This is a genomic window from Streptomyces sp. NPDC005761 (assembly GCF_040630635.1).
GTDB lineage: Bacteria > Actinomycetota > Actinomycetes > Streptomycetales > Streptomycetaceae > Streptomyces.
The window spans coordinates 1-26,537 of record NZ_JBEXXX010000025.1; the positions used below are offsets into that span (position 1 = coordinate 1).

Below are 26,537 nucleotides of genomic sequence, written 5' to 3' on the forward strand. Positions count from 1 at the left end.
CGGTATACAGGCAAGGTTGGTTCCGCTGAGCACGAACCGCCGAGCGGCCAGGCGCCCTCTGACGTCTCATGCACCCTAGTCACTGCTGCCCGGCCTCACCGTTCACGGCGTCGATGTCGGCACCTGGATCAGCCGCCAACGCGACCCCGCCGCGTGGCAGTCACTCATGCCCGAACAACGCGAACGCCTCCACCACATCGGCGTCCACCCCCATCCCACCGCCGGATCGGACACTGCACCGGCCGTTGGAGGCACCACCACGGCCTTCGGCCGGGGCCTGCACGCTCTCGCCCAGTGGATCGAACGAGAAGGCCCGCACAGGCCAGTCCCCTGCGCCCACCTTGAAGAGATCGTCATCAATGGCCAGCCGGAACCGACACCCGTCAAGCTCGGGGTGTGGGTATCGACTACCCGTTCCAGGCGCAACAGGCTCACGGTGGAACAGCTTGCCGCACTTGCTGAGCTGGGCTTGGAATGGGCAAGGCCGGTGACGATCCCACTGGCCGCCTCCGACAGCCCCTGGCCGCTTCCAGCGCCATGCCCGGATACCCCAGCCACTTGAGGTTCGGGGTATCCGGTGCTTCGGTCCAGCCCGGTGCCCTGAGCCTGTGAAGTGTCCCGGCCTCGGGACTGGTAGGCCCCCATGTCACAAAATCACGTATGCCAGTGATAGAGATGCGACTTGTCACGCTGGGTATCTTCCCGGGCAGGTATGAAGGCTTCCCAAGACCTGGGAAGTGACCCTGTGGTGGGGAGTGGAATGATCCGGACCATGGATCGGCTCCCGTACTCAGCTGCTTGGTTGTCGCGATGGCGTGAGGAGATCACGGATGCGGTGAGCCCGATGGTTTCGACCTTCGAGGAGACGCACGGCTTCGCGCCCGGCTGCAATGAAGTTCACGTTGCCGATGAGGACGATCGTTGTGCCGCCCGTGACTACGCCCGGGAGTCTCTGGGATTCCATGATCTGCTGACGTTCTACGAGTCCATCGGGGAGGTCATCCTGTCAGATGTGGGCAATGGCTACTTCATCCACTCGGCGCGCGATGTTCTGCACCGGCTCGCAGAGGAAGGCTATGTCTTCATCCCGCAGGCTGATGATTTTCACGGCATGGTGATCGGCTCGGACGGAGGGGGCATCCTGTTCGTCGCCGACTGGGGTGGCGCGATCCACCGGTCCCGGACGGCTTCCCTGGACGAGGCGGAGTTCGACAGGGTCGCCGATGACCTGCCGGAGTTCCTTGATCTCCTCCGCAGGTCCGTAGCCCGATTCGTGGAAACGGGTGAGCCCGGCTACCTGTAGGCACTATCGGCTTTGGTCACCGGGGCGTATCGGCTCCAGGTTCCGCCAGCTTCAGTGACCAGGCGGGTGGCGGTCTTGTCGTGGTAGCCGAGGGCCTTTGCGATGACGGGTGCCGGGGCCCGGAGGACAAGGTGCCGGATCGCAGAGGTCCTTCCGCGCTGCGGTGGGACGCCCACTTTGCGGAGGTGGTCTTGCAGGTTGGCAGGTTCATAGGTCGCCCTGGTTGACGGCCGGGGAAGAGCCACCGGCAGCTCCTGCTGCTGGCGTAGGTCAGGTGTTGGTGAGAAGCGAGGTAGGAGCGCATCAAGTCGGCGACGGGCTCCGGGAGTGGGGCGGGCGGGTCTCCGAGGCGGACGGTGACGGTGGTCCCGTCGTCGGTGACGTCCTCGAGGGTGAGGCCGACGATGCGGGTGACGGATTGTGCATAGAGGAGAACGAAAGCTGCGGCGAAGCGAATTCGCCAGGGCAAGGAGTCGTCGTTGAGGGCCCGCCGGAGCATGACCAGTCGGCGGTGCTGGTGCAGGGGTGCCTGATCCTGATTGATGACCTGGGGCGGCAGCGTGAGGTGGGGCATCCGGCCGGTCTTCATGCACCAGCGCAGGAATGTCTGAAAGAGCGTTTTGTCCTGGCAGGAGTGTTTGGCAACGCAGTGCTGCCGTGGATGATTGCGGGGTGTTGGTCCAAGTGGAAGCGGTGGGGCAGGTCGCCGACGGGCGCGCGACGGTTCGGGTGCGCTCGGAGGTGGGTGCCGCTGCGGCGTTCTGGTGCGGCGATCCGACGGGAGTGGGCCGCGAACATCATGTGGAGTGGACCGTTGAAGAGGACGTGGCCTGGGGCGGCAACACTCGACCGGCCACTTCATTTTCATCCGGGGTGGATGAGGAGGAAGGCGGTCGGATCGTCTTTCGGGGGCGGCTGGGCCTGACGGGCGATGGCGGAGCCATATTGGAAGTAGCTGGAACCTGCATCCTGTTCGACCTCGCCGCCCCGCCGCCATCGACTGCTGTCGATGGAACGTGGGCCGAGATCAGTGTGGAGCGGAACAGCGTCAGCCTGTGGCCCTACCTGCTGTGATTCACAGGAGCCCGACACTGCCGCCGTTCAGCTGTCGCGCCAGTTGCGGGTCGACTCGCGGGTGAGTCTGCGGCTCATCAGGTCGATCATCGCTATGTTGATCATGGCTTCGGAGCAGTGTGGGTGGGTTTCGTAGTCGCGGGCGAGGCGGCGGTGGTGCATGAGCCAGCCGAAGGTCCACTCGACGACCCAGCGCCGCGGAATCACCTTGAAGCCCTTCTGGGCGGGGTCGCGGCGGGTGACTTCGACGTCGATGCCCAAGCGGGCGCCGTGGTCGATGGCCTTGGTGCGGTAGCCGCTGTCGGCCCACGCCTTCGTGATGCGAGGGTGGCCTTCGGCAATGTTCGAGAGCAGGCGGATTCCGCCGACGTTGTCGGAGACGCTGGCGGCGGTGACCAGCACGGCCAGAAGGAGGCCGACGGTGTCGACGCCGATGTGCCGTTTGCGGCCCGAGATCTTCTTGCCGGCGTCGATGCCCTGGCCGGCCGCGGGCACGTTGGCCGAGGTCTTGATGCTCTGGGCGTCGAGGATGCAGGCGCTGGGCTCAGCGTCTCGGCCCTCGGCCTTCCGGACCAGCCGCCGCAGGAGTCCGTTGAACTGGTCGAAGACGCCGTCCTTCTGCCAGGCCGCGAAGTATCCATAGACGGTTTCCCACGGGGCGAAGTCGTGTGGCAGGTATCGCCATGGAATCCCGGTCCGGTCGACATAGAGGATGGGGTCCATGATCCGGCGCAGGTCGTGTTCGGGTGTCCGCCCGATGTCCAGGCCCTTCTGGCTTTGTTCACGAGTACGGACAGCGAATGTTCACCACTTCGGGAGGCGCCCGGGATTCGAACAGCCTGTGACCTGCGACCGGTCAATGCGAAGCGTTCAGTCCCACCAGTCGTCGCCGGCGTGCCAGCGCTGCACCCACTCCTTGAAGCCCCATGCCGGTTCGCCGGGCGCCGGGCTGGCGCCGACTTCGGCGATCATCCACACCTTGCCGCGGTGGGGGCCGGTGGTCAGCAGGAGCCAGAAGGACGGTCCGTCCTCGGCTCCGAGAACGATGGACCCCTTGGTGAATGCGGCTTGGTGAATGCGGCGTTGATCCGCGGGTCCTCGGGGTCGACACCCTGCTCGTCCTCCCAGGACCAGGTTGCTTCCAGAGGGAACGGTTCTCCCGGCTGTCGCGGGCCGAGGTAAGGCCACGTGTCCGGCAGCCAGCCGAGCGGCTGGAGACCGCCGTCGCCGGCGGGGCCGAGGCTGGACCCGTTGGCGACCTCCGCGATGAACGTTCTGTACGGCTCCGGGAGAACCACCCGGTTCTCCTGTTCCCACGCCGCGACGGCTTCATGCCCGAGCGCCGGCTCTCGCCACTCAGGCGGGAACGCGGAGCGCAGGAAGTCGAGAGTGGCTTCGGCGGGACGCTGATCACGTGCGTCTGTCACGGCAGCATGCTGGCAGAAGGGGCTGACAGCCCATCCCGACTGCCCCACTTGCTGCGCTGCCCAGGCCATGGACATCGAACAGGGCTGAAAGCGGGTGCCTCCCAAAGTGGTGAACATTCGCTGTCCGTACTCGTGGACAAAGCCACCCTTCCCTCTGCGTTCTACTCGCCAGGCCGTCAGGGTTGGTTCGAGCAGTCCCCAACGAGCATCGGACAGGTCACTCGGGTACGGCCTTTGTCGGCGAGGCATGTTTCCGTAGTACCGATGGCTGCCGCCCCGCCACAGGGCGCAAACAGGCGCGGCCGGGGGCGTGTTGGGATCACACAGGAGCGAAGGGACCGAAACGGATTCTCAGAGGCCGTCACCCGCCCCATCTGCCACAACAAGCGTCTATCGCCTCAGCCGGCCCGAAGCGGCCCGCCATCTGAACGGCTACGAAGCACCCCTGTTGCGACAAAACGCTCTTTCAGTGGTTGTTCTTGAAGGCTGAGCGTCGCGCATCGTGGAAGGACGGCAGCCCACTGCGCTCTGCCGTTGTGGCCGCGCCTAGGCTCGCCGCATGAACGATTCGATGTGGGTGGGTGTGCGACAGCGTGTGCAGGCACTCGTGGCCGCTCCGGGTAGTAACCGCGTTTTCGGAGCGGTTGGGCACAAGTTCTTCCTTGAGGATCCTCTGAGCCCGGCGGATCTGGCCGATCTCGAAGGCCAGATGGGTGTGTCGCTGCCCGAGGAGTACCGCACCTTCCTCCTCCACGTCGGTGCCGGAGGCGCCGGCCCGGCACACGGGGTGTATCCGGCACGACTGATCCAGGGGCGCTGGCGGTGGGAGGGAGACGGCGCCGAGCTCGCCGACCTGTCCCGACTGGCCGAACCGTTCCCGCGTGCAGGCGCAGACCCCGAAGCCGTTCAGGCGCTTCTGTCCGAGCGTCCCGAGGAGGAGAACTTCGAGGAGATTGAGGACTTCGATGATGCTATCGAGGCCTGGGACGAGCGCTGGGAACCGCTGATGTTCTCACCGGACCGCACTGTGGGGGCAACCCTCATCTCGACGCTGGGTTGCGCTGCTCGAGAGTGGCTCATCATCAGCGGCCCGGAGCGGGGGCGAATCTGGTCCGACAACCGGGCAGACGACGAGGACCTGGAACCGCTGCTCGACGGCAATGGTGCGCCGATGACCTTCGCGCACTGGTATCTGACGTGGCTTGAGGAAGCGGAACGTCAGTCGGCAGCAGGCTGAGTCGCAGGCCCGGAGGAGAGGGCGTCCGGCTTCCTCGCCCAGCTGTCAGCGCGGGGCCCCTTGCGGGCGATGTGCCTGGTCATGAGGGTGATGAGTGACCAGTTCAGGTGGGCTTCGCTGTGCTGGGGCAGGCGTTCGTAGTTTCTCGCGTTGCGGCGGGCGTTCATGATCCAGCCGATGGTCCGCTCAACGCGCCAGCGTCGCGGAAGGACGATGAAGCCCCTCGCGCCCTTGGGTCGGGAGACGGTCCGCAGGGTGATCTTCAGGAAGTCCCGGGCCCAGCCGACGAGCTGGCCGGCGTAGGCGGAGTCCGCCCAGACCTGGGTGATCTGCGGCTGGGTGAGCCGAAGGCACCAGAAGAGTTCGCGGGCCGCGTCACGGTCGGTCATGTCGGCTGGGGTCACCATGATCATGACGGGCATGCCTTTGGTGTCGACCACGATGTGCCGTTTGCGACCGTTGATCTTCTTCGCGGCGTCATACCCGCGGGTGTCCTGGCTGACGGTGTGGTGTGGGCTGCTTTCACCGACTGGGAGTCCACGATCAGCGTGACGGGATGCGGGCATCGCCCCAGGTCAGTACTTATGCGGCGCCGGAGCTGGTCACGGATGAAAGTGACGTGGGCCGCCCGGTTCCAGCGGGCGGAGAACCCGTAGACCGTCTCCCAAGGCGGGAAGTCAGCCGGGAGGGCACGCCACTTCGCGCCGATGTCGACGATGCAGCGGATGGCGTCCACTATCTGTCGGCGGGGCCACTTCTCGGGGTGCCCGCCGGTCTTGGTCTGCCAGGCCGGGGTCGGCAGGAGGGGCTCGATCAGAGCCCACTCCGCCGTGGTGGTGTCGGAGGAGCCGCGGACCGCCACCACGCGTGGACTCGTCTCGCCCGGGGTGGGGAACGTAGGTCTCCTTTCCTCGGGGGCTGAGGTCACACCGATCAGGGCGCATCGCCGGCCGGTCGCCCCGGCTCCCCCGGGACGAACCGACCCGCTGGGGCCCATCTCTGCGCGCGTCGGCCGGCGCCTTCTCGGCGCTCCCGCACGTGGTATGTCGGACCTCGCCCCTCAGCGGTGCCGTACCGGAGGGCACAGCGGTCCGCTTCGAATTGGCTGGGGTCCAGGGCCTTGATCGCTCCGTGCACCACGAGCGGAGCCTCGTACCACGCCCAAGGAGACACCCGCCTCACGGTGCGCGCCCGCCCTCCTCCCGCTCAGCCTGGTCGAGCTCGTGGAGCCCCCTCTCCCAGCGCAGACGGCGAACCTCGGCAGACTGCTCCCACCAGGGATCACCCCGCTCACCGAGCGCCACCTTCGCGCTGTTCACGCGTTTCCGCGCCCGGCCCTCAGCCTTCGCGTCAGCGGCGCGGCGTGCGGCAGCCACCCCGCGGCGCGCCGCCATCAGATGATGCCGTAGGCGGGAGGCGACGTCCTCGGGGATCTCCGGATCCGTCGCACGCCATCGGCGGTGGTCGACGACCACGTATCTGCCGTCCGGAGTCCGTTCCGGGTCCGCAGGAGGGTTCATCCGGTCGATGCTGTCCTGCGGCTCGGACGGACGACATCAGGACACGCGGTCAACCGCGAATCGTCCCCCCCTGGTCCAGGACGCCTCATTCTTGATTCTCCGCGCGTATCCGTGACCGCGACGCCCACCGCCCCCTCCACCACACCTGCGCCACCATGGAACAGTACGCCAAGACACTGCTGCTGTGGTCAGCTGAGCCACTGCCTGGGTGGGAGGCGGACAAGCGGCTGCACCCCGGTTGCCGCTCCGCCGCACCGGACAGCCCCGGCTACACCGGCGAGCAGCGCGATCAGCTCGCGTCGTACCGGGCTGAGCTGCTGGAGCTGAGCACAACTGTGGTGACGCACCCCTACTGGACAGAGCTGAGCGAGAACGTGGTCGCGGCCCGGATGGCGCTGCAGCACGCCCATGAACAGCCGGCAGGCGATGCAGGCTGAGAGCAATGTCCGGCTCCGGCGGCCCTGGTGCGATGCCGCTGCGGCAGTCCAAGAACATCACCCTCACCGCCGTCGCCCGTCCCTTCGGTGTCTGGCCCGCCACCATCTCCACCCTCGAACGCGGAGTCCGCCGAAATGACGACCTCGCTCACGCCTACCGCGACTGGCTCCATGCGGCCTGACCGTTGGACCGAACACTTCACTCATAGACAGTGAGCCCATTCCAACTTCAGGCGACAGCCAATCAGCGCCATGTCACGGACATCTGGTAGACCCTGGCTATGACGTTCTTGGCGGTGGTCGACGGTGATGCGGGCGGATGGCGTATCGATCGGGATGCGCTGACCGACGCGTTCCGTGCCCGGTGGTCTGAGGTCGAGATCGACTCGATGCACCGTAGCGAAGTGCGCATCCTCATATGGCAGTTCATGACGCAAAACGGCCCAGGTGAGGCCTAACTGCACGAGGACGGTACCTGCCTGTACATGGACGTCTGGGAGGAAGACGCGATCTGGTTGTCGATCGTCTTCCGCGGGCTGACACCCATGGACCTTGACCTGGTGTTCTGCGATGAGGGTTACACCTTCGACGTTCGTCTGCGGGCGGGTACGACCGAGGCCGAATTGACGGAACTGGTGAATGCTGCGGGTTGATCTCCGTCCGTCGCTGTGAGCTGGAGGACCAGGACGGCTTGGACGAGGCTCGTGATCCGGGTCGTCGAGCAGCGGAGTTTGCGGAGGAGGCGCCAGGACTTGAGAGTGGCGATGGCCTGCTCGACCAGTGCACGGATCTTCGCGTGGGACCGGTTGACGGCCTGCTGGCCGGTGGAGAGGCTGTCCCATCGGCGGCGGTAAGGGAGCCGGATCGTGCCGCCTGCACACTGGTAGCCCCTGTCTGCCCAGCAAGTGATGTCGGCCTCGGCGAGTGCGTCGATGATGCCGTGCTCGCGCGCGGCCCGGACGTCGTAGACGGCGCCGCCCAAGGCTGGTGAAGCCCACATCAGACGCCCCTTCGGATCGGCTATGACCTGCACGTTCATGCCGTGCTTCTTGTGTTTGCCCGAGTAGAACGGGCGATCGGCGGCGATCCGGTCGATGGGCAGGAGCGTCCCGTCCAGGATCACGTACGCCTTCGTCGACGCCACTCGCACGGCTTCGGTGAGGGTGGGGGCGAGGGCGGCCAAGAGGCTAACGGCCTCCGTGATGTATCGGTAGGCGGTGGTGGTGCCGACCCCGAAACCGGCCGCGAGCTGGGCGTAGGGCTGGCCGTTGCGCAGGTGGGCGAGGGTGAGCAGGGCCTGTCGGCCTGCGTTCAGGCGCCGCCATCGGGTTCCGCGAGCGCGGCGGTGTTCCCTCAGACGGTCGACGAGGAAGCGCAGGGTGGAGCTGGACACGTCGACGCCGGACGGATAGACAAGCATGCGAAGCCTCTGGTGGAGACGGTTCTCTTGGTCGAAAACCCATCTACCAGGGGCTTCTTCTGTCTGTCATCCCATCTCCACAGCTGGCATGGGAGGTTGGAAAGAGCTCAGTGTCTCGTGTGTCCAACATCAGGGGTCAAGGCCCCTATGCCCATCAGAGTTGTTGGTAGCACCGTGCATCGGTACCTTACTCTTCACCGGGCTGAGGGAGGCTTGTGTGATACACAGCGGCAGGTGGTCGGCACAGGTAGGCAAAGCGGTCGTCACGATCGTGACCCTCGTCGCCACTGTAGGCATTGCGTTTCTCCTCCTCCAATGGATTCCGCATCAGATCGCCGATACGGAAGCGAGGCAGCTGATGCCGACCGAACGCCTCGCTCACTTGAACAGTGTGCGTGGCATGGTCTTGCAGACGGCGGGCGGACTAGCTGTTCTCGGAGGGCTCGTATACACGGCGCGCGGGTACGCGCTTTCCCGACAGGGTCATATCACGGAGCGCTATGCCAGTGCCGTCAGTCAACTAAGTAGCGAGCACCTAGACGCCCGCCTGGGTGGCGTGTTTGCCCTGCAAAGGCTGGCAAGCGATTCCTCGCAAGACGAGACATCGATCGCTCAGGTGCTTTCGTCCTTCGTCGTTCGTCGCCGCCCGTTCGTAGAGGCATCTTTGAGTTGGCACGCCTCCACGCCTGGCGGATCGAGCCAGCCGTCACAGAATTCCCGGCTGGAACCTGATGTTCAAGCAGCCCTCGATGTTATTGGCTCGTTGCGTAAGGCGATCCGAGTTGAACTGGCCGATTCGGATCTCAGTAGCGCAGAAATGCAAAGAAAATCCTTTGAACGCGCGGACATGCGTCGCTGCCTACTACGGGGAAGCAACTTGAGCGAGGCAAATCTACGAGGCGCGGAACTTGGCGGCACAGATCTGAGGGGTGCTCGTCTGGACGGCACTGACCTCACGGGAGCGCATCTCGCGGAGGTGGACCTGCGTTCTGCCGAGATCAAGGAAGCCGTGTTTACAGACTGCGTACTCTCTTCCGCTCGTTTGGGCGGCGCATGGGGGTCGTCAGTTTCTCTGCGCCGGACTGATTTATTCTCCGCAAATCTTGACGGAGCGCGACTGGATGGGGCAGACCTACGCGAGGCTACGTTGATAAGCGCCAGCCTCTCGCGGGCGGATCTTACCGGAGCCGACCTATCAGGGGCTGACGTGTCTGGTGCCAATTTCTCCGGCGCCGTGCTTGTATCAGCGAACCTAAGTTCCACACAATCCCTCACCCACGAACAATTGAATTCAGCTGTACTGAGCGAATTAACGCGCCTGCCGGCCAATTTGGCGCATCTTCTCAGCAATCGAGGCACGCTCGGCGAACCTAGAATCGGCATCGTAATCACTTGACGGAGGGTTACTTGAGCACTTCGGCACGGCATTCATCGTCTGCTTCGGATCCCTCCGAGGAACCCCGCACGGGCGAATGGGCGACCGCTCGGAATTTCGTCCGTCAGTCTCGACCTATTCTCATACCCATTCCTACGGAATCCGTCACGCTGCGGCCTCCCCCTTCTTCCGCAGTGGACAATGGATGGGCACGCAGATGGTGGATCACCGTAGCGCTAGCCACACCCTGCGTCCTCGCCTCCGCAATGCTCATCCTCGACTCACGGGATGCGGCTGGCCGGATCGTTGGCATGGTCACACTTGTAGTCGGCGCCGCCATTGCGCTTCTCGGTGCGCTGAAGCGTAGCTCGGCCAGTGCTGCCTCACACACCGGGCAGCAGCGGCGAGCTTATCTCCGCTACCTCGCCGATGTGCGACGACAGTTGCATCGCACAGCTTCGCTCCAGCGCGAGATGCAACTTAGATCGCACCCGGAGCCATCAGATCTGCGCACCACCGTCAATCGTCGCAGACAACTTTGGGAAAGGACCTTGGGAGATTCCGATTTTTTGGCGGTGCGATTCAGTACCGGGCCGCAGCCCCTTGTCACTCCGTTGGTTACTCCTGCGATTCCTGCAGGGGCAGACCCGGTGTCCGCTGATGCCCTGACCTCGCTTGTTCAGGAATATGGAACTCTACAAGAACTTCCGATGGCTGTTGCTCTGAGTGCGTTCTCTCATATTCATCTTCATGGCAACGATGGGGAGCGCATCCGCAATCTGGCACGAACTATTATCGCCCAGCTTGTTACCTTCCACGGCCCGGACGACGTGCGGGTGCTGGTATACGCCCAACCCGATCAATCCCATGAATGGGAATGGATTGACCATCTGCCGCACGCCGGTCCGATCTTCGATGAGGGAATATCTGACGTCATAAGTGGATTGGCCGAGGATGCTTCTGAGTTTGCGCAACTTATTTCGGGGATTCGTGAACAGGCCCCATACGACGCCTCGGGTGCAATAGTGCGCCCGCATTTTCTCGTTCTGTGTGATACTGCGGCTATACCATCTGAGGCGAGTTGGCTTCTTGATGAGGGAAGGATGGGTGTGACTCTTGTCCGCATCTCTCCCGACTCTCAGGAAAGAACGACTGGTGCATTGAGGATCACGGTCACCGATGTGGATTTGAGAGCGGAAGTTCGTGGAGGCACAACGTACACCGGCGAGCCAGACGCCTTGACGATTCGACAAGTGACCCGGCTCGCGCGCGACTTGTCCCGGTTGTGCCTCGCAGATAACCAGAACGAGCGCTCATCCGGATAAGTTTGCGACGTTGCAGAGGCTGGCGCAGTGGGCGCACTCGGCCTGGCGGAAGAGGCGGGGCGCTGCCGTCGGTGAGTTCCCGGTGCCCGTCGCGGACGGCGGTGTCGGACATAAACCCGCCGGGGCCGAGGAACTCTTGTATGGGCTCCGGCCGTTGGGCGCGGAGATTAACTACACCGAGGTGTTAGCCTCGCCGTTTCGTTTGATTACGGGAGCTGTTGGGGCGGGAACGCGAACGTGCCTTCCTGACCTGGGACGATGTGCTGAGGGGTTCTGTCGGTCCAGGCGGAGGGCACTTTCTACGTGCAGGCTATCGGGTTGCGTCCCAAAATCCCGGGCAGGTCCTGGACCTCGACGCCACGCTGATCACCCGCCACTCCGAGAAGGAGCTGGCCGCACCCACCTATAAGAGCGGCTTCGGCTTCCACTCGCTGCTGTGCTTCCTGGCCAACACCGGCGAGGCACTGTCGGGCCGTTCAACCTCAGCAACCAGACGCGAGCGCGGTGCATGAACGCAATGGCGGTGGTGGCCTTCTCGTTTGGCAGTGCCTCGGTGTAGGCCAGGCGCGAGAAGCCGTCGATGGCGGAGTGCAGGTAGATCTAGCCTCGACGGCCGGTTCGGCGTTTCTGCCGTTCTGCAGATTTGGCCTGCGTACTTCCGCGGCCGTGGACTCGCCAGCCGCCGCCATCGGGGATGCGGCCGGCCTTCTTGATATCGATGTGCACCATGTGACCCGGGCGATGGGCGATGATTTGCCGCGCTGTGAACCGACGGCGACTCAGTTCGAGGTGTTCCAGATGTCGCGTGATAGTCCGGCGACTGATCTGGATGCCCTGGGTTGAGAGCTCGAAGGAGATGCGCTTTGCGGACCACTTGTGTTCCCGGCGTAGCCGCTCAATTTGCTCCACTACCTCGCCCGGCATGGCTGTCGGTTGGTGGCGAGGCGCGGAGGACCGGTCGTGCAGACCGAGTTCACCGTAGCGGCGGAACCAGTTTACCCACTTTGACGCGCACGCTCTTGCCATCCCCATCTCCGCGGCCACATGGGCGATCGGGCGGGACTTACAGCGTTCGATGAGGCGGCGTCGACCTTCAACGGACAGCGGGGCGTTGCGGTGAAGCGACGGTTTCTTCAAGGTCATCGGGTGTGCCGTGTGGGTGTAGAAACGACAGGAAGACGAACTGCTACCAGCGGTAGGAAGCAGCCGACGAGGGGCCCGATGCACAGGGCGATCAGTACGGTGCCGACCCCGACGGTTCCACCCAAGAGCCAGCCGACGCCGGCGACGGCGACTTCGATGCCGGTGCGCACAAGGGCGACGGGGAGGTGAGTGAGCCGAACAAGTCCGGTCATGATGCCGTCGCGTGGTCCCGACCCAAACTGCGCGCCGAGATAGAGCGCGTCGAAGAATGCCAGAGCTACGAGTCCGAGGGCGAGGTATCCGATCTCGGCGAGTGGCCCCTGCGGGTTGGGGAGCACCGTCGCGGTGGCATCTGCGGCGAAGCCGACGATCGCGACGTTGAGGAGCGTGCCAAGCCCAGGCAGTTCTCGCAGGGGGATCCATGCAATGAGCACAAGCAACGAGATCAGGTTTGTCGCCCAACCGAACGAAATGCCAAGAGAGTTGGCAGTGCCCTCCGTGAGCACGCTCCAGCTGGCCGCCCCAAGCCCGGACTGGACGAGGAGCATGACGGCGGCCCCGTATCCCATCAAGCCGAGCAGGAGCTGGGAGATCCGACGTGCCCTACGGACCGCCCGGACCTGGGCAAATGCGTTCATGCGCGGTAGTACGGGTGGGCTGCGACGAGCCGAGACAGAGGTGCGTGTCGTGTAAGCAAGAGGTGCCATATGGCGATTCTCTCGGTGTTCTGGACCTGGATTCCATAGCCAGATTGACTATGCTGGTTTGGTGAAAATCAGCTCGCACGCAGTAGCGCGGATGTTGGGGGCCTGGCAGGAGGGGCCAGGGCCAGCGCATCAACGTCTCTCCGACAGGCTGCGTCTGCTCATCCTCGATGGACGCCTCTCCCTTGGTGCGGCCCTGCCGAGCGAGCGCGACCTGGCTGTCGCGCTCGGCACCAGCAGAACCACAGTCGGTACCGCATTCCGCACGCTGGTCGAGCATGGATACCTCGCCACACAGGCGCGTACCAGGGCGACGGTACGGCTGCCCGATGACACCACGCCCGCGCACCCGGTCGGCACGGACACAGAGACCATCGACCTGTCCTTTGCCGCGCCGGCTGCGCCCGTCGAAATCCTCCACGCTGCGTTCGCGACCGCTCTCGAACACCTGCCACGCCATTTCGAGCGGCACGGCTACGACCGATACGGCACCGCGGAGCTACGCCAAGCAGTCGCCCACTGGTATCAGCGGCGAGGATTGCCTACCCGGCCCGATCACATCCTGATCACCAACGGCGCACAGCACGCGCTTGCTCTTCTGACACGCGTACTCCTGTCGCCGCACAACAAAGTCGTCATCGACCACCCGACCTACCCGCACGCGATCACGACCTTTACTGAAGCGCGCGCCCGTCTTCTGCCCGTCGGTGTGACGTCTTGCGGCTGGGACACCGAGCAAATCCAAGCAGCAGGGCGGTCGGCGAACCTGGCCTACCTGATACCTGACTTTCACAACCCGACCGGGATGTGCATGCCCACCAGCGTGCGCCAACAGCTCCGGCTCGCGTGTCCCACAGTCATCGACGAGACCATGGCCGATCTGGCTCTGGACGTTCCGAGTCCCGAACCCCTCGCGCTGTACATGCCGGCAGCCATCAGCATCGGCTCTGTGTCCAAGAGCGTCTGGGGCGGCCTACGCATAGGCTGGATTCGCGCGCTGCCCTCCCTCCTGGAACGCGTCGAACAAGCCCGTCCCACCACAGACCTCGGCACCCCCGTCGTCGAACAGCTCGCCACAGCCGTCCTCCTGAACGAGCGAAAAACCCAGCGGCCGGACACACTCCAGCAGCTCAGATCGCAACGTGACGCCCTGAGGCAAGCACTCACCGAGCACCTGCCGGACGTCCACGCCCTGCAACCAGCCGGCGGTGTGACTCTATGGACAACCTTCTCCGGGCCCGTCAGCTCACGGCTGGCAGCCATGGCGCCTGACCACGGAGTGACCATCGCGGCCGGACCACGATTCGGGGTCGGAGGTGCGTTCGAACGCAACATCCGACTGCCGTACACGCTCCCTCCGAGTCAACTGATCCAGGCAATCCGCAGACTCGCACAGGCAGAACAGGCACTCGTCCACGGCGCTACCGGAACGCACGCCCCCGCACCCATCGCGTGAGCGTCAACAACGCTATGACCCGCAACAACTAAAAGTTGTTGCAGAACGTCTGGGATAGGGCATTCCTCTTGTAGGGGCGGGGTGTTGCGGGCTGAGCCGTTGTGGGTGGAGACGTTCACCGGCTTGCGTATGGGCCGGTTCGAGAAGTTGGTGAAAGTAGTACGGGAGCGGGGCGGAAGTGGTCCCGGTGGAGGGCGCCCATGGTGCCTGCCACTGGCGGACCGGGTCCTCCTGGTGGCCGTCTACTACCGGACCAACCTCACGATGCGCCAGCTCGCCCCGCTCTTCGGGATCTCCCCGGCCACCGTCTGCCGGGTCGTTCATGGCCTGCGGCCGCTCCTCGCGATCGAGCCGGCGCCGAGGTCCGTCGCAGACGTCGAACGGTTATGGATCGTGGACGGAACCCTCGTCCCGGTCCGCGACCGCAAAGTCGCCGCTTCCTCCCGCAACTATCGGTTCTCGGCGAACGTGCAGGTCATCATCGACGCGGACAGCCGCCTGGTGATCGCCTCAGCACGCCCCGTCCCCGGGAACAAGGCCGATGCCCACGCCTGGCGAGAATCGGACCTGCCCGCCATCGCGGCCGGGACAACGGTCATCGCGGACGGCGCCTATCTGGGCACCGGCTTGATCGTCCCGCACCGCAGAAGAGCCGGACGCCCACTTCTGCGCGGCCAGGAGGAGGACAACGCCGAACACCGACGCGTCCGCGCTCGCGTCGAGCACACCTTCGCCCGCATGAAGAACTGGAAAATCCTCCGCGACTGCCGCCAGAAAGGAGACGGACTCCACCACGCCGTCCAAGCCGTCGCCACCATGCACAACCTCGCCATGACAGGCTGAACCAGCAGGTCAAACGCCAACCCGGCCTGCCCACACCCACCCTTCTGCAACAACCTTTAGGCCGTGTCTGACAAGTACTGCGTGAGTGGGAGGGCACTGATGTATCGGATGTGCGCTGGTCCCGTCGTGTGAGGGCGGGCTTGGGCCGCTTTTGACGCGTGGCGGCCGATCTAGAGGACGTGCACCATCAGCACGATACTGAGGGCAACTCCCACCAGGCCCGCCATGTCGTAGTGCTTCCAGAATGGTTTGCGGGAAGCGAGTGCCGTCTCCGCGCGCCCAGGGGACACAGGGTCATAGAGGACTGCAACGCTGTCCCCTTCGCGGGTGCCGGCGGGGACGTGGTCTTCATCTGCGCTGTGTGTGCGCTTGACACCGTCTGGCGTCGTGTAGCTCAGAAGGAACTGCGGGCCGCCTTTCCCACGCCAATCACGATCGAAGCACCGAGCGACGACCTCGACGCCTCGGGAACGAAGCCTCAGCCGTCGCCGCATCTGCCAAACCACGACCAGCAGTAGAAAAATTGCGACGCCGTCGCAAGCGATCGTGTCCTGCACCCTCAAAGCTCCCCCAGTTTCGCAGTGGCACTGGTGAGCATTCAACCAGCCGCCGAGACCCTCCATGGCTGCGTTACCGGCTCGCGAAGCCAGAGGATGAGTGAGGCGAGGTGAAGCCCGGCGTGGTAGCGAGCGGCGAGCTTGTCGAAGCGAGTCGCGATCGCCCGGAACTGCTTGAGACGGGCGAAGCAGCGTTCGACCACGTTGCGGGTCTTGTAAAGCTCACGGTCGAAGGTCGGCGGTCTACCGCCCCTCGTCCCTCGCCGCAGGCGGTTGGCCTTCTGGTCGGCCCGTTCCGGCACGGCCTGAATGCCTCGCCTGCGCAGGACCTGGCGGATCGCGCGGGACGAATATGCCTTGTCCGCGATGACCGCGTCGGGCCTGCGGCGGGGCCGCCCGGCACCGGTCCGGGGCACCCTCAGCTCGTCCATGACCGTGTCGAAGACGGTGGAATCGTTAACGTTGCCCGGCGTGACTACGACGGCCAAGGGCAGGCCCCGGCCGTCGCAGGCGAGATGGATTTTCGTGGTCAGCCCGCCGCGGGACCGGCCCAGCGCCTGGCCAGCCGACACGCGTTCCGGAGCTACCGGGCCTTGGCCCATCCCCGCCGCATCGGCGCAGCGGATGTACCGGCTGACGGCGGCCGTGACGCGCCCACGGCCTCCTCCCCCAGCGCAGCGGGTCAGACCTCGGGGCGGTTGCCCTTGTCATCGCAGGGAATCTGGGTGGCCGGGTGGCGCGTACTGGTGCCACAGCGGCACTCGGACCCAAACTGAGTCCCGGTATGAGACTGCGGCACAATCTTCCTTCATGGCCGCCTCCCGTGATCCAGCCGTCCTGTATTCCGACATCGCAACTGAAGGCAGCCTGGCTGCCGCACTCCAGGCCGCAGCGGACAGGGACTGCCTCGCCGTCTCGTTCGAGGCCTCCGAATCCAATCCGCTGCTCCATGCTTCGGTCACGAGTTTGGTTCCGCATCGGACGGCGCTGGCGATCCATGCCTGGGCGGCCGAACGTCGTTGGTCGATCCGCGGCTGCGAGCCGTTTCAGGACATGGCGCTCGTAGAAGGCGACACGCAGGAACTCGCCCAGGTTGCTCGGGTTGCGCAGGCCTGGCACGACGGGGTAGAGCTGGCCGCGATCCGCCGCGCCGCACCGTTCGTGCACCTCACCGGGCGCTTCGAGGTACCCGACCACGATCCGGAGCGACTGACCGAGTCCGAGTGGCAGCATCTGCGCACAGAGGCCGACGAGATGGACTGGCCCGAATACCGCGCGCTCATCGAGGCCGCATACTCCGAACCGGCGCTGCGGGGGCTCTACCCGTTCACCAGCCACTGGACGCTGCGCTTTTCCACTAGCACTCGCCCACGCCTCACTGTCGTCCCGCTGTGCCTGGATGCGCATCGGCAGAAGCCCTACACCCTCAGCACCCACTACATGGGAGAGGTCCTCGCCGAGGCCACGACAGCAAAGAAGGCCGTGTCGATGGCCCTGCGTCATCTGCCCTCCGACCTTGTCGCCGTCACGCCCGGGGTGGACTGAACGGACCAGGCTGGGCATCGGACAGGGTGGCATTCGGGTCGCTGCTGGGGGCGCGACCTGCGCTCCATGCCTTCGTGATGCGACCGAGGCCATGGCCATGTACTACGGCACAGGCCGGTGCCGCCCATCACCGGAGCAACCCGGACCTCGTACAGCAACCTGGCCTCCGGCGCCCCGCGTCGCAGTCGCCTGCGGGCACCTGCGCGTGCTCCGTTCTGCCCCCCCCAGATTGCTTCTCTAATGCGAACCGCAATCTTGACGTTGGTGACGGTGACGGCGGTGGGCTGGGCCCTTCACGTACAACGTCTCCGCCACCGCACCCTCCACGGTGACGTCGAAGCACCTGTACGAGAACGCCAGACACAGTCCGACGCGATCGGTGTTCCGCCTCGCCGTCGGCCTGGCTCAGGTATCCGGTCCGGGCCACAGCGTCAGCTGGGCCGGGTGGGCCTGCTGGGCACTCGCCGACACCCCGCAGACTGCCGAACCTCGGAGGCCTTCCGCGGAAAACGGCGAAAGCCTTCGCGCCGTTTCTCCGGTCGGAATGCAGGAGTCGGAGCAACGGGGCTGCCAAGTTCCCTCACCCGGCCGCGGAATCATCGGCGGAGCGGTGAGTCGGCACCGTCTCTCCGGCTCAGATCACTGGGTGGAGACCTTGTGGACGGTGGTGTCGTCGGGGTTCAGCAGTCGCCCGTCCGCCGACCGGACTTCCAGTGTGCGAAGAGGATGTCCCTGCCGGCTGTCGACCATCTGCGAGTGCGGTTCGCCGGGAGCGAAGGCATTCTGCTCACCCCACTGCCGCAGCGCCACGATGACGGGGAAGAGGGCTTTGCCCTTCGGGGTCAGTACGTACTCGCTGTAGGCGCTGCCGTCCGAAACAGGGACGGATTCGAGGACACCGCCAGCGACCAGGGCGCGCAGGCGCGCGGTGAGGATGTTCTTCGCCACGCCGAGGCTGCGCTGGAACTCCCCGAAGCGACGGCTCCCGTCGAAGGCATCTCGCACGATCAGGAGAGACCACCAGTCGCCGATCGCGTCCACTGACCGCGCGACGGGACAGTCGCTGTCGTCGAAGCGCGTCCTTGCCACCATGCCATCCTCCACTCTCACACTAGTTGCAAGATGCTACCAAAAAAAGCTACGGTCCCTATTGGTGGCAAGATGCAACCAAGTGTGCGGAGGGGTGCTGAATGCTCAACAACTGTGAGGCTGCGACACCACGGGCCGCGGCCCGGAGCGGCGGAGGTTCCGGGTTCGTCCTGCCCCGCGGCGTCGTCATACTGTTCGCCGTCGCCTGTGGAACCACGGTGGCCAACGTCTACTTCGCCCAGCCGCTACTGGTGACTGTGGGCCACGACCTCGCTATGAGCCCGGCACTTGTCGGCAGCGTCGTCACCCTCACGCATGTCGGATACGGGCTGGGACTCTTCTTCCTCGTTCCGCTGGGCGACGTGGCCGACCGCAGACGGCTCATCGTGGCCCAACTGCTTCTCCTGGTGGTGGCACTGGCAGCGGTCGCCACCGCCCACACCGCAGCGATCCTGCTCGCGGGTATGGCCGGGATGGGGCTTCTCGCGGTAGTCACGCAGACGCTGGTGGCCTTCGCGGCGTCACTGGCCCCTCCCGCCCGGCGCGGACGCGTCGTCGGCGTGGTGACCAGCGGCGTGGTCGTCGGAATTCTGCTCGCCCGCACCGCATCCGGCCTCATGGCCGACCTCGCGGGCTGGCGCTCCGTCTACCTGGCTTCAGCGGCGCTCGCCGCTCTGCTCGCCCTGGTCCTGCACCGAGTGCTGCCGCGCCACAACGATGTCCCGCCGAGATCCCTGCGTTACGGACAGCTCCTGCGCTCCACGATCACCCTGTTCGCACGGGAACGGCTTCTGCGGCTCCGGGCCCTGCTCGGCCTGCTGATCTTCGCTGCCTTCAGCACCCTGTGGAGCAGCATCGCGCTTCCGCTCAGCGAGCCCCCGTTTTCTCTTTCCCACACCGCGATCGGGGCATTGGGGCTGGTCGGAGCCGTAGGCGCCCTAGCAGCGACCATGGCGGGCCGCCTGAACGACCGCGGACTCTCCCAACGGACCACCGGCACCGCCCTGGCACTGCTCGCTGCCTCGTGGCTGCCCTTGGCCTTCACCCGCAGCTCGCTCTGGGCCCTGGTCGTCGGCGTGATCCTCCTCGATCTCGCCGTGCAGGCGGTCCATGTCACCAACCAGACCCTGATCTATACGCTGCACCCGGACGCGGGCAGCCGGTTGATCGGCGGATACATGGTCTTCTACTCGATCGGCAGCGCCACCGGCGCCATCGCCGCGACCTCCCTCTACACGGCGGCCGGCTGGGGCGCCGTATGTGCACTCGGCGCCGCAATCAGCTGCCTCGCGTTTGCGCTCTGGGCGCTCACGCGACACAGCATCCCGGACACCACCAAGGCCGCCGACTGAGGTCATTCCGTGGCTGCTGATGTATCGACCGATTGATGAGCAAGACTTGGACTACGCGGCCAAGAAGGCGAGGGTCGAGCACCTCTACGGCATCGCCGAGGGCGAGGTCATACCGGAAGACGGCGAGCCCGAAGTCGTCTTCTGCCTGGACGAGTTCGGACCACTCAACCTGATGCCCCACCCCGGGAAGCAGTGGGCCGAACGCGGCGGCAAGCACAAGGACACGGACCGTGAGCCACGCCGTCGTGGACGGGCGACCCACAAACGCTACGGCCGAGTGCGTCACCTGTTCGCCGCCCACGACCTGGCCAGGGACGAGCTCTACGGCCATATAGAGCCGATCAAGAGGCGAACGCCGTTTCTGCAATTTTGCCGCTACGCACGCTCTACTCGGCCCACGTCCGCATCGCGATCGTCTGTGACAACTTCTCCCCGCACCTGACCACGAAGAAGTGCCAGCGAGTCGGTGACTGGGCCGCCGCGAACAACGTTGAGATCGCCTACACCCCGACGAACTTCTCCTGGCTGAACCGCATCGAGGCCCAGTTCACCGCCCTGCGCTGCTTCACCCTCGACGGCACCGATCACGCCACCCACAAGGAACAGTGCAGCATGATCCGCCGCTACATCATCTGGCGAAACCGCCATGCCGACGACCGGCGCCTACGCGCCGTCGTCGACAGGGCAAACGTTGCCTGATCCGGCACTAGCTTGGCGGTGATCTTGTCGCCGTAGCGCACCTTGCCCGACGGGCAGGTCGAGGTATGCCGACGGGCCACGACCTTCACCTGCATTCCCTTGGCGAGCTGCGCGACGTGCGGGACGGACAGTTCGAGCAGCGCGGCCACTTCACTGGGACAGGAAGCACCGAGTCGAGTGGCTGATCCACATCCTTCGTCGCGAGTCTGGCCCCCACCTGCCGTCGCAGAGCGCGTCGCAGCTCTCGCTGTTGGTCCTCCGTGCGCGCCTGGCTTCGCACAGCGTCCTTCAGCGCGTGCTCCGACTCTTCCAGGGAACACTGGCGCCGCGCGGCTCCCAACGTCTCGGGCAAGTGCCGTGTCAGAAGAGCTGAGTGAACTCGCCGGGGGCGGGGCTCAGTGAGTTGAATGTGTCCACGCGCTTCCAGAAGGGGACGCGCCAGTCACCACGGCTTCCGTAGAGGAACGGGGTGTGGCCCGGCTGGTAGGCGATGAGGTCGGGATGTCCGTCGTTCATGAAGTCGCCGATACCGATGAGGCGGGTGTACACGTTCCAGCCACCGCCGACCCTGGTTCGGGCGGCGAAGGTTCCGTCTCCCTTGCCGAGATACAGCCACAGCACGCCCGCCGAGTCGCGGGCGAGCAGATCGCCCGCCTTGGCGCCGCCCAGGTCACCGGGAGCGGTGATCTGGTTGTAGATTCCCCAGCCTCCCGTGCCGGCCTTCACCCGGGGCGACAGGGGCGCCTTGGCGTTCCCGGTGCCCATGTACAGCCACAGGACACCGGACTTGTCGGTGGCGAGGAGGTCGGGCCGACCGTCGCCATTGACATCGCTGCCCGCGGCGAGCTTGTTGTAGATGCCCCAGCCGTGGCCGACCTGCCTGCGCGGCCCGAGCGGCTTGTCGGGTGCGCCGGTCCCCTCGTACAACCAGAGGGCTCCGCTCCTGTCGCGTGCCAGCACGTCCCCGTGGGCCGTACCGCCGAGGTTGCCTGGAGCCCCCAGCCAGTCATAGATGTTCCAGCCGGTTCCGATCACCGAACGCCCCGTCCAGAGCACCCCGGGAAACGGGTCGAGGACGGTGCCGTACCGGTTCAGCCGCCCCGCGGAGTCGACGCCCAGCAGGTCCGGCGTGCCGTCGTCGTTGAAGTCGTGGGGCTTGGGGTTGCGGGCCACGGTGAATGTACCGGTGGTTTCCACGGCCGGGCCGACGCCGTTCAGGGGGGCGACCTTCATCCGATACGTGTAGGTGCCGTTGGGTGCGGCCACATAGCTGGTCCGCTCGTCCGCTTGAGGCTCGACCTCGCCGTTCCAGTGGACAACGACGGTCGCGGGGGCCACCATCCCGCCCGATCCGACCGACCGTCCCCGCGCGGCCCACTGCTGCTGGGAGGCCACATGGGTCAGCTCGACGTCGAGACTCACGCTGTCCCGGCTGACGTTCGCACCCAGGGCGACACCGAGACCGAACGCCTGGTCGCTGTCGATCACCTTGGGGACGGTGACGCTCCGGAGGGTGAGCGCGGTCGGCTCGCCGGTACTGGCGACGAGTGTGGCTACGGGTGCGCCGTCGTCGTTGAGCGCGATCCGGTACAACCCCTCGCCGTGCTCCAGGGTCCCGCCCTGTGCCAGAAGAGTCCCGTCGGGCGAGGGAAGCAACGTCTTGGCGTAGTCCATCAGGTGGACGGTCGAGCCGGTCTTCGTGGATCGCGCGCTGAGCGCGATACGGGGGCCCGGGGAGGTGGCCGTGGCGCCGTCCCGGCGAGCGGACAACATCCAGTCGTTGAGGAGGTCGACGGAGAGATCGTCCTCGCCCGCTTCGGTGCGCTGCACGTCGTCGGACCCGCGCGCGGCGAGGGACAGCGCCGCGCCCGTTCCGCGAGTGACGTCGGCCCAGGCGATGTATGTCTCCGAAGCGGCGATGTCGCTCAGCTGCGTGGACGCGGGAAACTCACGAGATTCCAGCAAGGTGCCCGTGGCGATGCTCACCAGGGCGATCCCCGGACCGGTCGGCGTCTTGTATCGAAGAAGAGCGGTGCCGGAAGGGGAGTCGGTGTCCGCGAGGACTTCCGTGACGGAAGGGGGCAGGCCGGCCACCTTCCGGTCCGTCAGCTCGCCGTTCCTCACGGAGACCAGGTGCAGATCGGTGCCGCCCGCCGTGTTCGGCAGTCATGAGGAGGGTGGAGCCGAGGATTCGGTAGAATTTCTCGCTGGTGTCCAGAGAGGTCCGTGCGATGCGCACGGGTTTGCCGCCGCCCGCCATGTCGTACAGGACGTAGGCGTCCCCTTCCGCAACGAGAACGGTGTCCGAGGCAGATCCGTATGCTCGGCCCGCCAGCTCTGTCGTGGCGCCGTCCGCGAGGCGCGTCCAACGGTAACGGTACGTACCGTTCGCATCGTTGGATCCGGTGAGGAAGCCGGTCGATCCGACGCCGTAAAGCGCGGAGCCCGCCGGAATGGGGATGACGCCGTCCTGCTCCGCCCGAGCGATGACCGCGCTGCCGCCCGGCGCCGCGGCAGCCACAGGGGTGGTCAGGCCAGCGCCTGCGGTGATCGCGAGGACTGCGATCACAGCGGCAGCGAGGCGCTGCTGTGGGGTGTGCGACATCAAGGAATCCTCCGAAGGGTCGAGCGGCACGGACCCAGTACGCGCCGAACGATCAGACATACGAAGTCATGCGGAGGTTGTACGGGGCAGTGGTCCGGTTGCGCGACGGCGACGGGCCTCCCAGCGGCTCGGACCCGACGGCTGCCGTCTTGCCATCACCCGGGCCGCCGAGCGCGCGGGCCTGGACGTGAAGCTCACCGTGCACTCCGCACCCCGCGGCCTGGTCAACACCGGCCGCAAGCAGGGCGGCTGGGCCGCCAACAGCCCCGTCTTCTGGGAGTACGTCGACGAGGGCGAACGCTGGGAGGACACCGCCACCGAGGGCATCGGCCTGTAGGTGCTGGGGGCGAAGACGACCAATTCCGCCCCCCTGGATGACATGAACAGCGGGGCGTGCCATGGAGTCGGATGCGGCATGGCCGCGAACCGGCCGACATGTTTTCCAAGATCATCCGAAAGGGTGGCGGTACGGCATGGCTCGTGCCGTGGTGGCTGCAATCCAGTGCCAGCACCAGAGGAATCGGAGTCACGCCCTCTCCCCCTCCACAGACACCTGGAGGAATCAATGCGGGGCACATTGAGCACTCTCGCCGTCGCGGGCATCACGGCAGGGGCTTGCCTCTTCATCGCAGGAACCGCAATGGCAGATGACAGCGCCTTCTCCGTCGTTGGTCCCCAATCCGAGGACGGCGGCGCGTCAGTAGCCAAGTGCCCCAGCGGCTCGCACCTGATCGGTGGCGGCTACCAGGGCACCCCGGCGTTCACCAACGGCGGTTCCCCGGCCGACTTTGTCGACGCCAACGGTCCCTCCGCCACACAGCCCAACGCATGGGTTGCGAGCTTCCACACCTGGTCAGTGAGGGCCGTCGCCCTCTGGAACGCGATAAGTAACACACAGACGCGCCACCCACCTGCTGACCGACGGGGCGCAAACGGTCGAGGGCGGTCCCGGCCATCGGGGCCACCCTCGACCGTTTCGCCCCCAGGGCTGGATTGGACGCCCAGAGGGCCGCGCTCGCGACTCCATTTGAGCAGAAACCTACCTCTCCTCACTCTCTGTATATGATTCAATACTTGGAGTAGTCGCCGTGGTTCACGCGGCGCTCCGGAACAGGGAGAGACCCCCCATGCGACACGTGCTCGCTAAGCTCGGCAGCATCGCCGCTGCCTGCGCGCTGGCCTTCGCCGCCGCACCGCCTTCACAGGCCGTAATCCTCAGCGAAGGGACCTCCCGCGTTGCAGCGGATGCCCCCGCGTACTTCGTGATGACCGATGTCACGCAGAAGGAATTCGTCCTCAAGCTCACGGAGGCGGACGACATCGAGCACGCCCGGGACTTGCTCAGCGGGAAGACGTCCGAGAAGCCTCACGTACTCACACGGGTCCTCAAGCGTGAGGCCTACCACAACCCGGGCTGGAGCTACCAGAACGACCCCGAGCGGACCGAGTTCTTCGACGTGGCCATCGAGGTCTGCGACGCGACCATCCCGTACGTAGAGGACCACCTCGACGAGGCCGGGGGGGCCTTCCTGCCTGGCCTGTACTGGTGCGATTGGACCTCGCGCCTGATCAGGGAGCTCCCCGCCTCGTAGAGCGGTCCGTCCCTCACAACAGCCGAAGGCGGCCCTGCCCACCGAGGGCGAGGCCGCCTTTGACCGTTTCCGGCTCGTATCTGAAATGGATCACGCAGGATCGCCCGCGAGAGCCTCCTGCTCGCAGCCACAGGTAAAGAAGTCGGGGAGAGTCTGACCCTCGCGCGAACGGCGCTCCGTACTTCGAGCGGCACCTGGTGCACCGCGCGTCGAAGTAGTACGAGATCTCGGTGTGCTGTTCGACCAGGGCCACCGGATACCAGGTGCCGCCGTCGTGCAGCTGGACAGTGAAGCCTTCGGCGCAAGTGCAGGACATGGCGGGATGCTCCCAGCGGCCGGTCGGCTCGGGCGGTCTCACGGCGCGGCGCGTAAGGGGGTGCCGGAGGTTGACGGCGGCAGGGCACCTGACAGCTGGAAGTGACGCTCCCTCAGGTTGCTTCCATTCCCCGCCGTGGTCGGCTGTGGACGGTGATGGAGCTGGCCTTGCAGACCGACGCATGGTTCTGGACTCACTGGTTTTCGCGGGGATCAGCGAGGTGGAGGTCGAGGCGGTTACGGCCGCGTTCGGCACGGTCGAGGTGGTGGCGGGAGGCCGTGCGGGCGGCGCCGCGTGTCCGGACTGCGACCGCTTCTCGGGCCGAGTCCACGACCGTTACCAGCGCAGACTGAGGGACCTTCCACTCGCTGACCAGGGCTTCTTGATCCAGCTGACAGTTCGACGCTTCATCTGCGGGTTCGCGGACTGCCCGCGCCGGACCTTCGCCGAGCCGTTCTCCCGGCTGACCGTCCCCGCACGCGCGATGCACCACGCGGCTCAACCACGCACTTGGGCAGGGTGGGGCTCGCCCTGGCAGGGCGGGCCGGCGCTCGACTCGCGGCCCAGCTGGCCTTCGGCGCGGAACGGATGACCTTACTGCGCAGGGTCATGGCGCTGCCCGATCCGCGGTTCAGTACGCCGCGGGTGCCAGGCGTGGACGACTTTGCGATCCGCCGCGGCCAGAGCTACTCCACCGTCTTGACCAGCGTTGAAGACCACCGGGTGGTCGACGTGCTCCCAACCCGGGAAGCCGGGCCGTTGGCCGCCTGGCTGAGACGCCACCTGGCGCGGAGGTCATCTGCCGGGACCGGGCGGGCGCCTACGCCCAGGGTGCCCGACGCGGTGCCCCCGACGCTCTGCAGGTCGCTGACCGTTCCCATCTGGGGCAGGGGCTCGGCCGGGCCGTGGCCCACCCCGTCGGACGGCGGGTGAGGCGGCCTGCCGCTCTGCATACAGCCGAGGCACAAGACGGAGTAGACGCCGGGTTACTGGTGGCGAGATTCGGGGTCCAGCTCTGGCCCGGTTGGCGGTGGAACAACTCTCGTACGAGAAGGGCGTCTTCGTGAGCCCTCCCTCGGAGGCAGGAAACCGGCGTGGTGCCAGCCGACTGTTTAGGGAAACGATGGGTGTCCACGGCGACTGCCTGCGAGCACTCCACAGAAGTTGCGCCAGAGCTACGACTGTTGATTGCAACCAACTTGCCCTAGGCAGCGCTCAGTTCGCGGACCAGTTCACCTCCGCTCGAGCGGAGGTGAGCCGGAGCCCCACATGTTCGGTCGCAAGTGCGCCGAGTGCTCCCCGCGCGAGCGGAGTTCAGCCGTTCGGGTCAATGCTGCCTCTTGGAACGCAGCGCTCTCGATCGCGCGGTATTGCGCGCGACGGTCAGCGCACTGGAGGCAGGTTGGTGCCCCGACGACCCGGAAGACTGCGCTACCGATAGGCATCGCCGCAGGTCAGCGTCTCTCGTCGTCGCGGCGCCCGAGCCTTTGACCGGCCGACCCACTCATAGTCGTCCCG

Annotated in this window: 23 protein-coding genes and 6 pseudogenes; 17 read left to right on the forward strand and 12 right to left on the reverse strand. The window is 65.8% G+C overall.

The annotated features are described in order from the left end of the window. The first annotated feature begins 166 nt into the window (after positions 1-166). The 3 genes from ABZ434_RS22235 (at position 167) to ABZ434_RS22245 (ending at position 2,377) form a co-directional block, all read left to right on the forward strand. On the forward strand, positions 167-562 hold the full coding sequence (locus tag ABZ434_RS22235) for a helicase associated domain-containing protein (protein ID WP_359139482.1): 396 nt from the start codon (positions 167-169) through the stop codon (positions 560-562). A 282-nt stretch (positions 563-844) separates the two neighbouring features. Further along, positions 845-1,303 carry an SMI1/KNR4 family protein gene (locus ABZ434_RS22240; protein WP_359139484.1) on the forward strand — a complete coding sequence of 153 codons (459 nt, stop codon included), beginning with the start codon at positions 845-847 and terminating at the stop codon, positions 1,301-1,303. A 672-nt stretch (positions 1,304-1,975) separates the two neighbouring features. After that, positions 1,976-2,377, forward strand: coding sequence for a hypothetical protein (locus tag ABZ434_RS22245; protein WP_359139486.1), 402 nt, complete (start codon positions 1,976-1,978; stop codon positions 2,375-2,377). A gap of 27 nt (positions 2,378-2,404) precedes the next feature. On the opposite strand, the pseudogene ABZ434_RS22250 reads toward ABZ434_RS22245, so the two are convergent. The 3 genes and pseudogenes from ABZ434_RS22250 to ABZ434_RS22260 all read right to left on the reverse strand — a co-directional run. Beyond that, positions 2,405-3,148 (reverse strand): annotated as a pseudogene (locus ABZ434_RS22250) (IS5 family transposase); the annotation flags it as partial. 230 nt (positions 3,149-3,378) lie between these two features. Then, positions 3,379-3,804 (reverse strand): hypothetical protein, encoded by a 426-nt coding sequence (locus ABZ434_RS22255; RefSeq protein WP_359139734.1) that lies wholly within the window; start codon positions 3,802-3,804, stop codon positions 3,379-3,381. Between the two features lie 153 nt (positions 3,805-3,957). Further along, a pseudogene (locus tag ABZ434_RS22260) lies at positions 3,958-4,053 on the reverse strand (IS5/IS1182 family transposase); the annotation flags it as partial. Between the two features lie 310 nt (positions 4,054-4,363). Between ABZ434_RS22260 and ABZ434_RS22265 the strand changes: the two are divergent. After that, positions 4,364-5,041 (forward strand): SMI1/KNR4 family protein, encoded by a 678-nt coding sequence (locus tag ABZ434_RS22265; protein WP_359139488.1) that lies wholly within the window; start codon positions 4,364-4,366, stop codon positions 5,039-5,041. A gap of 5 nt (positions 5,042-5,046) precedes the next feature. On the opposite strand, the pseudogene ABZ434_RS22270 reads toward ABZ434_RS22265, so the two are convergent. Both ABZ434_RS22270 and ABZ434_RS22275 read right to left on the reverse strand, forming a co-directional pair. Next, positions 5,047-5,906: pseudogene (locus ABZ434_RS22270) on the reverse strand (IS5 family transposase); the annotation flags it as partial. A 313-nt stretch (positions 5,907-6,219) separates the two neighbouring features. Next, positions 6,220-6,561 carry a hypothetical protein gene (locus ABZ434_RS22275; protein WP_359139491.1) on the reverse strand — a complete coding sequence of 114 codons (342 nt, stop codon included), beginning with the start codon at positions 6,559-6,561 and terminating at the stop codon, positions 6,220-6,222. 155 nt (positions 6,562-6,716) lie between these two features. Between ABZ434_RS22275 and ABZ434_RS22280 the strand changes: the two genes are divergently transcribed. The 3 genes from ABZ434_RS22280 to ABZ434_RS22290 all read left to right on the forward strand — a co-directional run bounded on the left by ABZ434_RS22280 (position 6,717) and on the right by ABZ434_RS22290 (position 7,456). Beyond that, a complete protein-coding gene (locus ABZ434_RS22280; RefSeq protein WP_359139494.1) occupies positions 6,717-6,998 on the forward strand; it encodes a hypothetical protein in 282 nt (93 codons plus the stop codon). A 5-nt stretch (positions 6,999-7,003) separates the two neighbouring features. After that, a complete protein-coding gene (locus ABZ434_RS22285; RefSeq protein ID WP_359139497.1) occupies positions 7,004-7,180 on the forward strand; it encodes a helix-turn-helix domain-containing protein in 177 nt (58 codons plus the stop codon). A gap of 99 nt (positions 7,181-7,279) precedes the next feature. Continuing rightward, positions 7,280-7,456, forward strand: a complete 177-nt coding sequence (locus ABZ434_RS22290) for a hypothetical protein (protein WP_359139500.1) — start codon at positions 7,280-7,282, stop codon at positions 7,454-7,456. Between the two features lie 200 nt (positions 7,457-7,656). On the opposite strand, the pseudogene ABZ434_RS22295 reads toward ABZ434_RS22290, so the two are convergent. Then, positions 7,657-8,418, reverse strand: a pseudogene (locus ABZ434_RS22295) (IS5 family transposase); the annotation flags it as partial. A gap of 217 nt (positions 8,419-8,635) precedes the next feature. Between ABZ434_RS22295 and ABZ434_RS22300 the strand changes: the two are divergent. After that, positions 8,636-9,814 (forward strand): pentapeptide repeat-containing protein, encoded by a 1,179-nt coding sequence (locus ABZ434_RS22300; protein ID WP_359139503.1) that lies wholly within the window; start codon positions 8,636-8,638, stop codon positions 9,812-9,814. 245 nt (positions 9,815-10,059) lie between these two features. Next, on the forward strand, positions 10,060-11,118 hold the full coding sequence (locus ABZ434_RS22305) for a hypothetical protein (RefSeq protein WP_359139506.1): 1,059 nt from the start codon (positions 10,060-10,062) through the stop codon (positions 11,116-11,118). A 489-nt stretch (positions 11,119-11,607) separates the two neighbouring features. Here ABZ434_RS22305 and ABZ434_RS22310 read toward each other — a convergent pair. Continuing rightward, a pseudogene (locus tag ABZ434_RS22310) lies at positions 11,608-12,261 on the reverse strand (leucine zipper domain-containing protein); the annotation flags it as partial. Next, on the reverse strand, positions 12,258-12,899 hold the full coding sequence (locus tag ABZ434_RS22315; protein ID WP_359139509.1) for a hypothetical protein: 642 nt from the start codon (positions 12,897-12,899) through the stop codon (positions 12,258-12,260). The pseudogene ABZ434_RS22310 and the gene ABZ434_RS22315, both read right to left, overlap by 4 nt. A 130-nt stretch (positions 12,900-13,029) precedes the next feature. On the opposite strand from ABZ434_RS22315, the gene ABZ434_RS22320 reads away from it, so the two are divergent. Together ABZ434_RS22320 and ABZ434_RS22325 are read left to right on the forward strand one after the other, a co-directional pair. Then, complete coding sequence (locus ABZ434_RS22320; RefSeq protein WP_359139512.1) at positions 13,030-14,421, forward strand: PLP-dependent aminotransferase family protein; 1,392 nt, start codon at positions 13,030-13,032, stop codon at positions 14,419-14,421. 129 nt (positions 14,422-14,550) lie between these two features. Further along, entirely contained in the window at positions 14,551-15,264 is a 714-nt protein-coding gene (locus ABZ434_RS22325; protein ID WP_359139701.1) for a transposase, read from the forward strand. Between the two features lie 170 nt (positions 15,265-15,434). Here the strand turns inward: ABZ434_RS22325 and ABZ434_RS22330 are convergent, their stop codons facing one another. Both ABZ434_RS22330 and ABZ434_RS22335 read right to left on the reverse strand, forming a co-directional pair. After that, on the reverse strand, positions 15,435-15,821 hold the full coding sequence (locus ABZ434_RS22330) for a DUF3592 domain-containing protein (RefSeq protein WP_359139515.1): 387 nt from the start codon (positions 15,819-15,821) through the stop codon (positions 15,435-15,437). 41 nt (positions 15,822-15,862) lie between these two features. After that, positions 15,863-16,423: an IS5 family transposase gene (locus ABZ434_RS22335; RefSeq protein WP_359139518.1), complete on the reverse strand. Its 561-nt coding sequence runs from the start codon at positions 16,421-16,423 to the stop codon at positions 15,863-15,865. Positions 16,424-16,631: 208 nt separating this feature from the next. On the opposite strand from ABZ434_RS22335, the gene ABZ434_RS22340 reads away from it, so the two are divergent. Continuing rightward, positions 16,632-17,366, forward strand: coding sequence for a DUF6193 family natural product biosynthesis protein (locus tag ABZ434_RS22340; protein WP_359139521.1), 735 nt, complete (start codon positions 16,632-16,634; stop codon positions 17,364-17,366). A gap of 639 nt (positions 17,367-18,005) precedes the next feature. On the opposite strand, the gene ABZ434_RS22345 is transcribed toward ABZ434_RS22340, so the two are convergent. Next, complete coding sequence (locus tag ABZ434_RS22345; RefSeq protein ID WP_359139524.1) at positions 18,006-18,458, reverse strand: helix-turn-helix domain-containing protein; 453 nt, start codon at positions 18,456-18,458, stop codon at positions 18,006-18,008. 98 nt (positions 18,459-18,556) lie between these two features. Here ABZ434_RS22345 and ABZ434_RS22350 point away from each other — a divergent pair, with 98 nt between their 5' ends. Continuing rightward, positions 18,557-19,807 (forward strand): MFS transporter, encoded by a 1,251-nt coding sequence (locus tag ABZ434_RS22350; protein WP_359139527.1) that lies wholly within the window; start codon positions 18,557-18,559, stop codon positions 19,805-19,807. Between the two features lie 49 nt (positions 19,808-19,856). Beyond that, a pseudogene (locus tag ABZ434_RS22355) lies at positions 19,857-20,506 on the forward strand (transposase); the annotation flags it as partial. 360 nt (positions 20,507-20,866) lie between these two features. On the opposite strand, the gene ABZ434_RS22360 reads toward ABZ434_RS22355, so the two are convergent. Beyond that, a complete protein-coding gene (locus tag ABZ434_RS22360; RefSeq protein ID WP_359139530.1) occupies positions 20,867-22,630 on the reverse strand; it encodes a VCBS repeat-containing protein in 1,764 nt (587 codons plus the stop codon). A 680-nt stretch (positions 22,631-23,310) separates the two neighbouring features. Between ABZ434_RS22360 and ABZ434_RS22365 the strand changes: the two genes are divergently transcribed. The 3 genes from ABZ434_RS22365 (at position 23,311) to ABZ434_RS22375 (ending at position 25,611) form a co-directional block, all read left to right on the forward strand. Continuing rightward, positions 23,311-23,448: a hypothetical protein gene (locus ABZ434_RS22365; RefSeq protein ID WP_359139533.1), complete on the forward strand. Its 138-nt coding sequence runs from the start codon at positions 23,311-23,313 to the stop codon at positions 23,446-23,448. A 790-nt stretch (positions 23,449-24,238) separates the two neighbouring features. Continuing rightward, on the forward strand, positions 24,239-24,703 hold the full coding sequence (locus ABZ434_RS22370; protein WP_359139536.1) for a calmodulin-binding protein: 465 nt from the start codon (positions 24,239-24,241) through the stop codon (positions 24,701-24,703). A 497-nt stretch (positions 24,704-25,200) separates the two neighbouring features. Next, the gene (locus ABZ434_RS22375) at positions 25,201-25,611 is read left to right on the forward strand and encodes a transposase family protein (protein WP_359139539.1); all 411 of its coding nucleotides are present in this window, start codon (positions 25,201-25,203) and stop codon (positions 25,609-25,611) included. Positions 25,612-26,537: the final 926 nt, after the last annotated feature.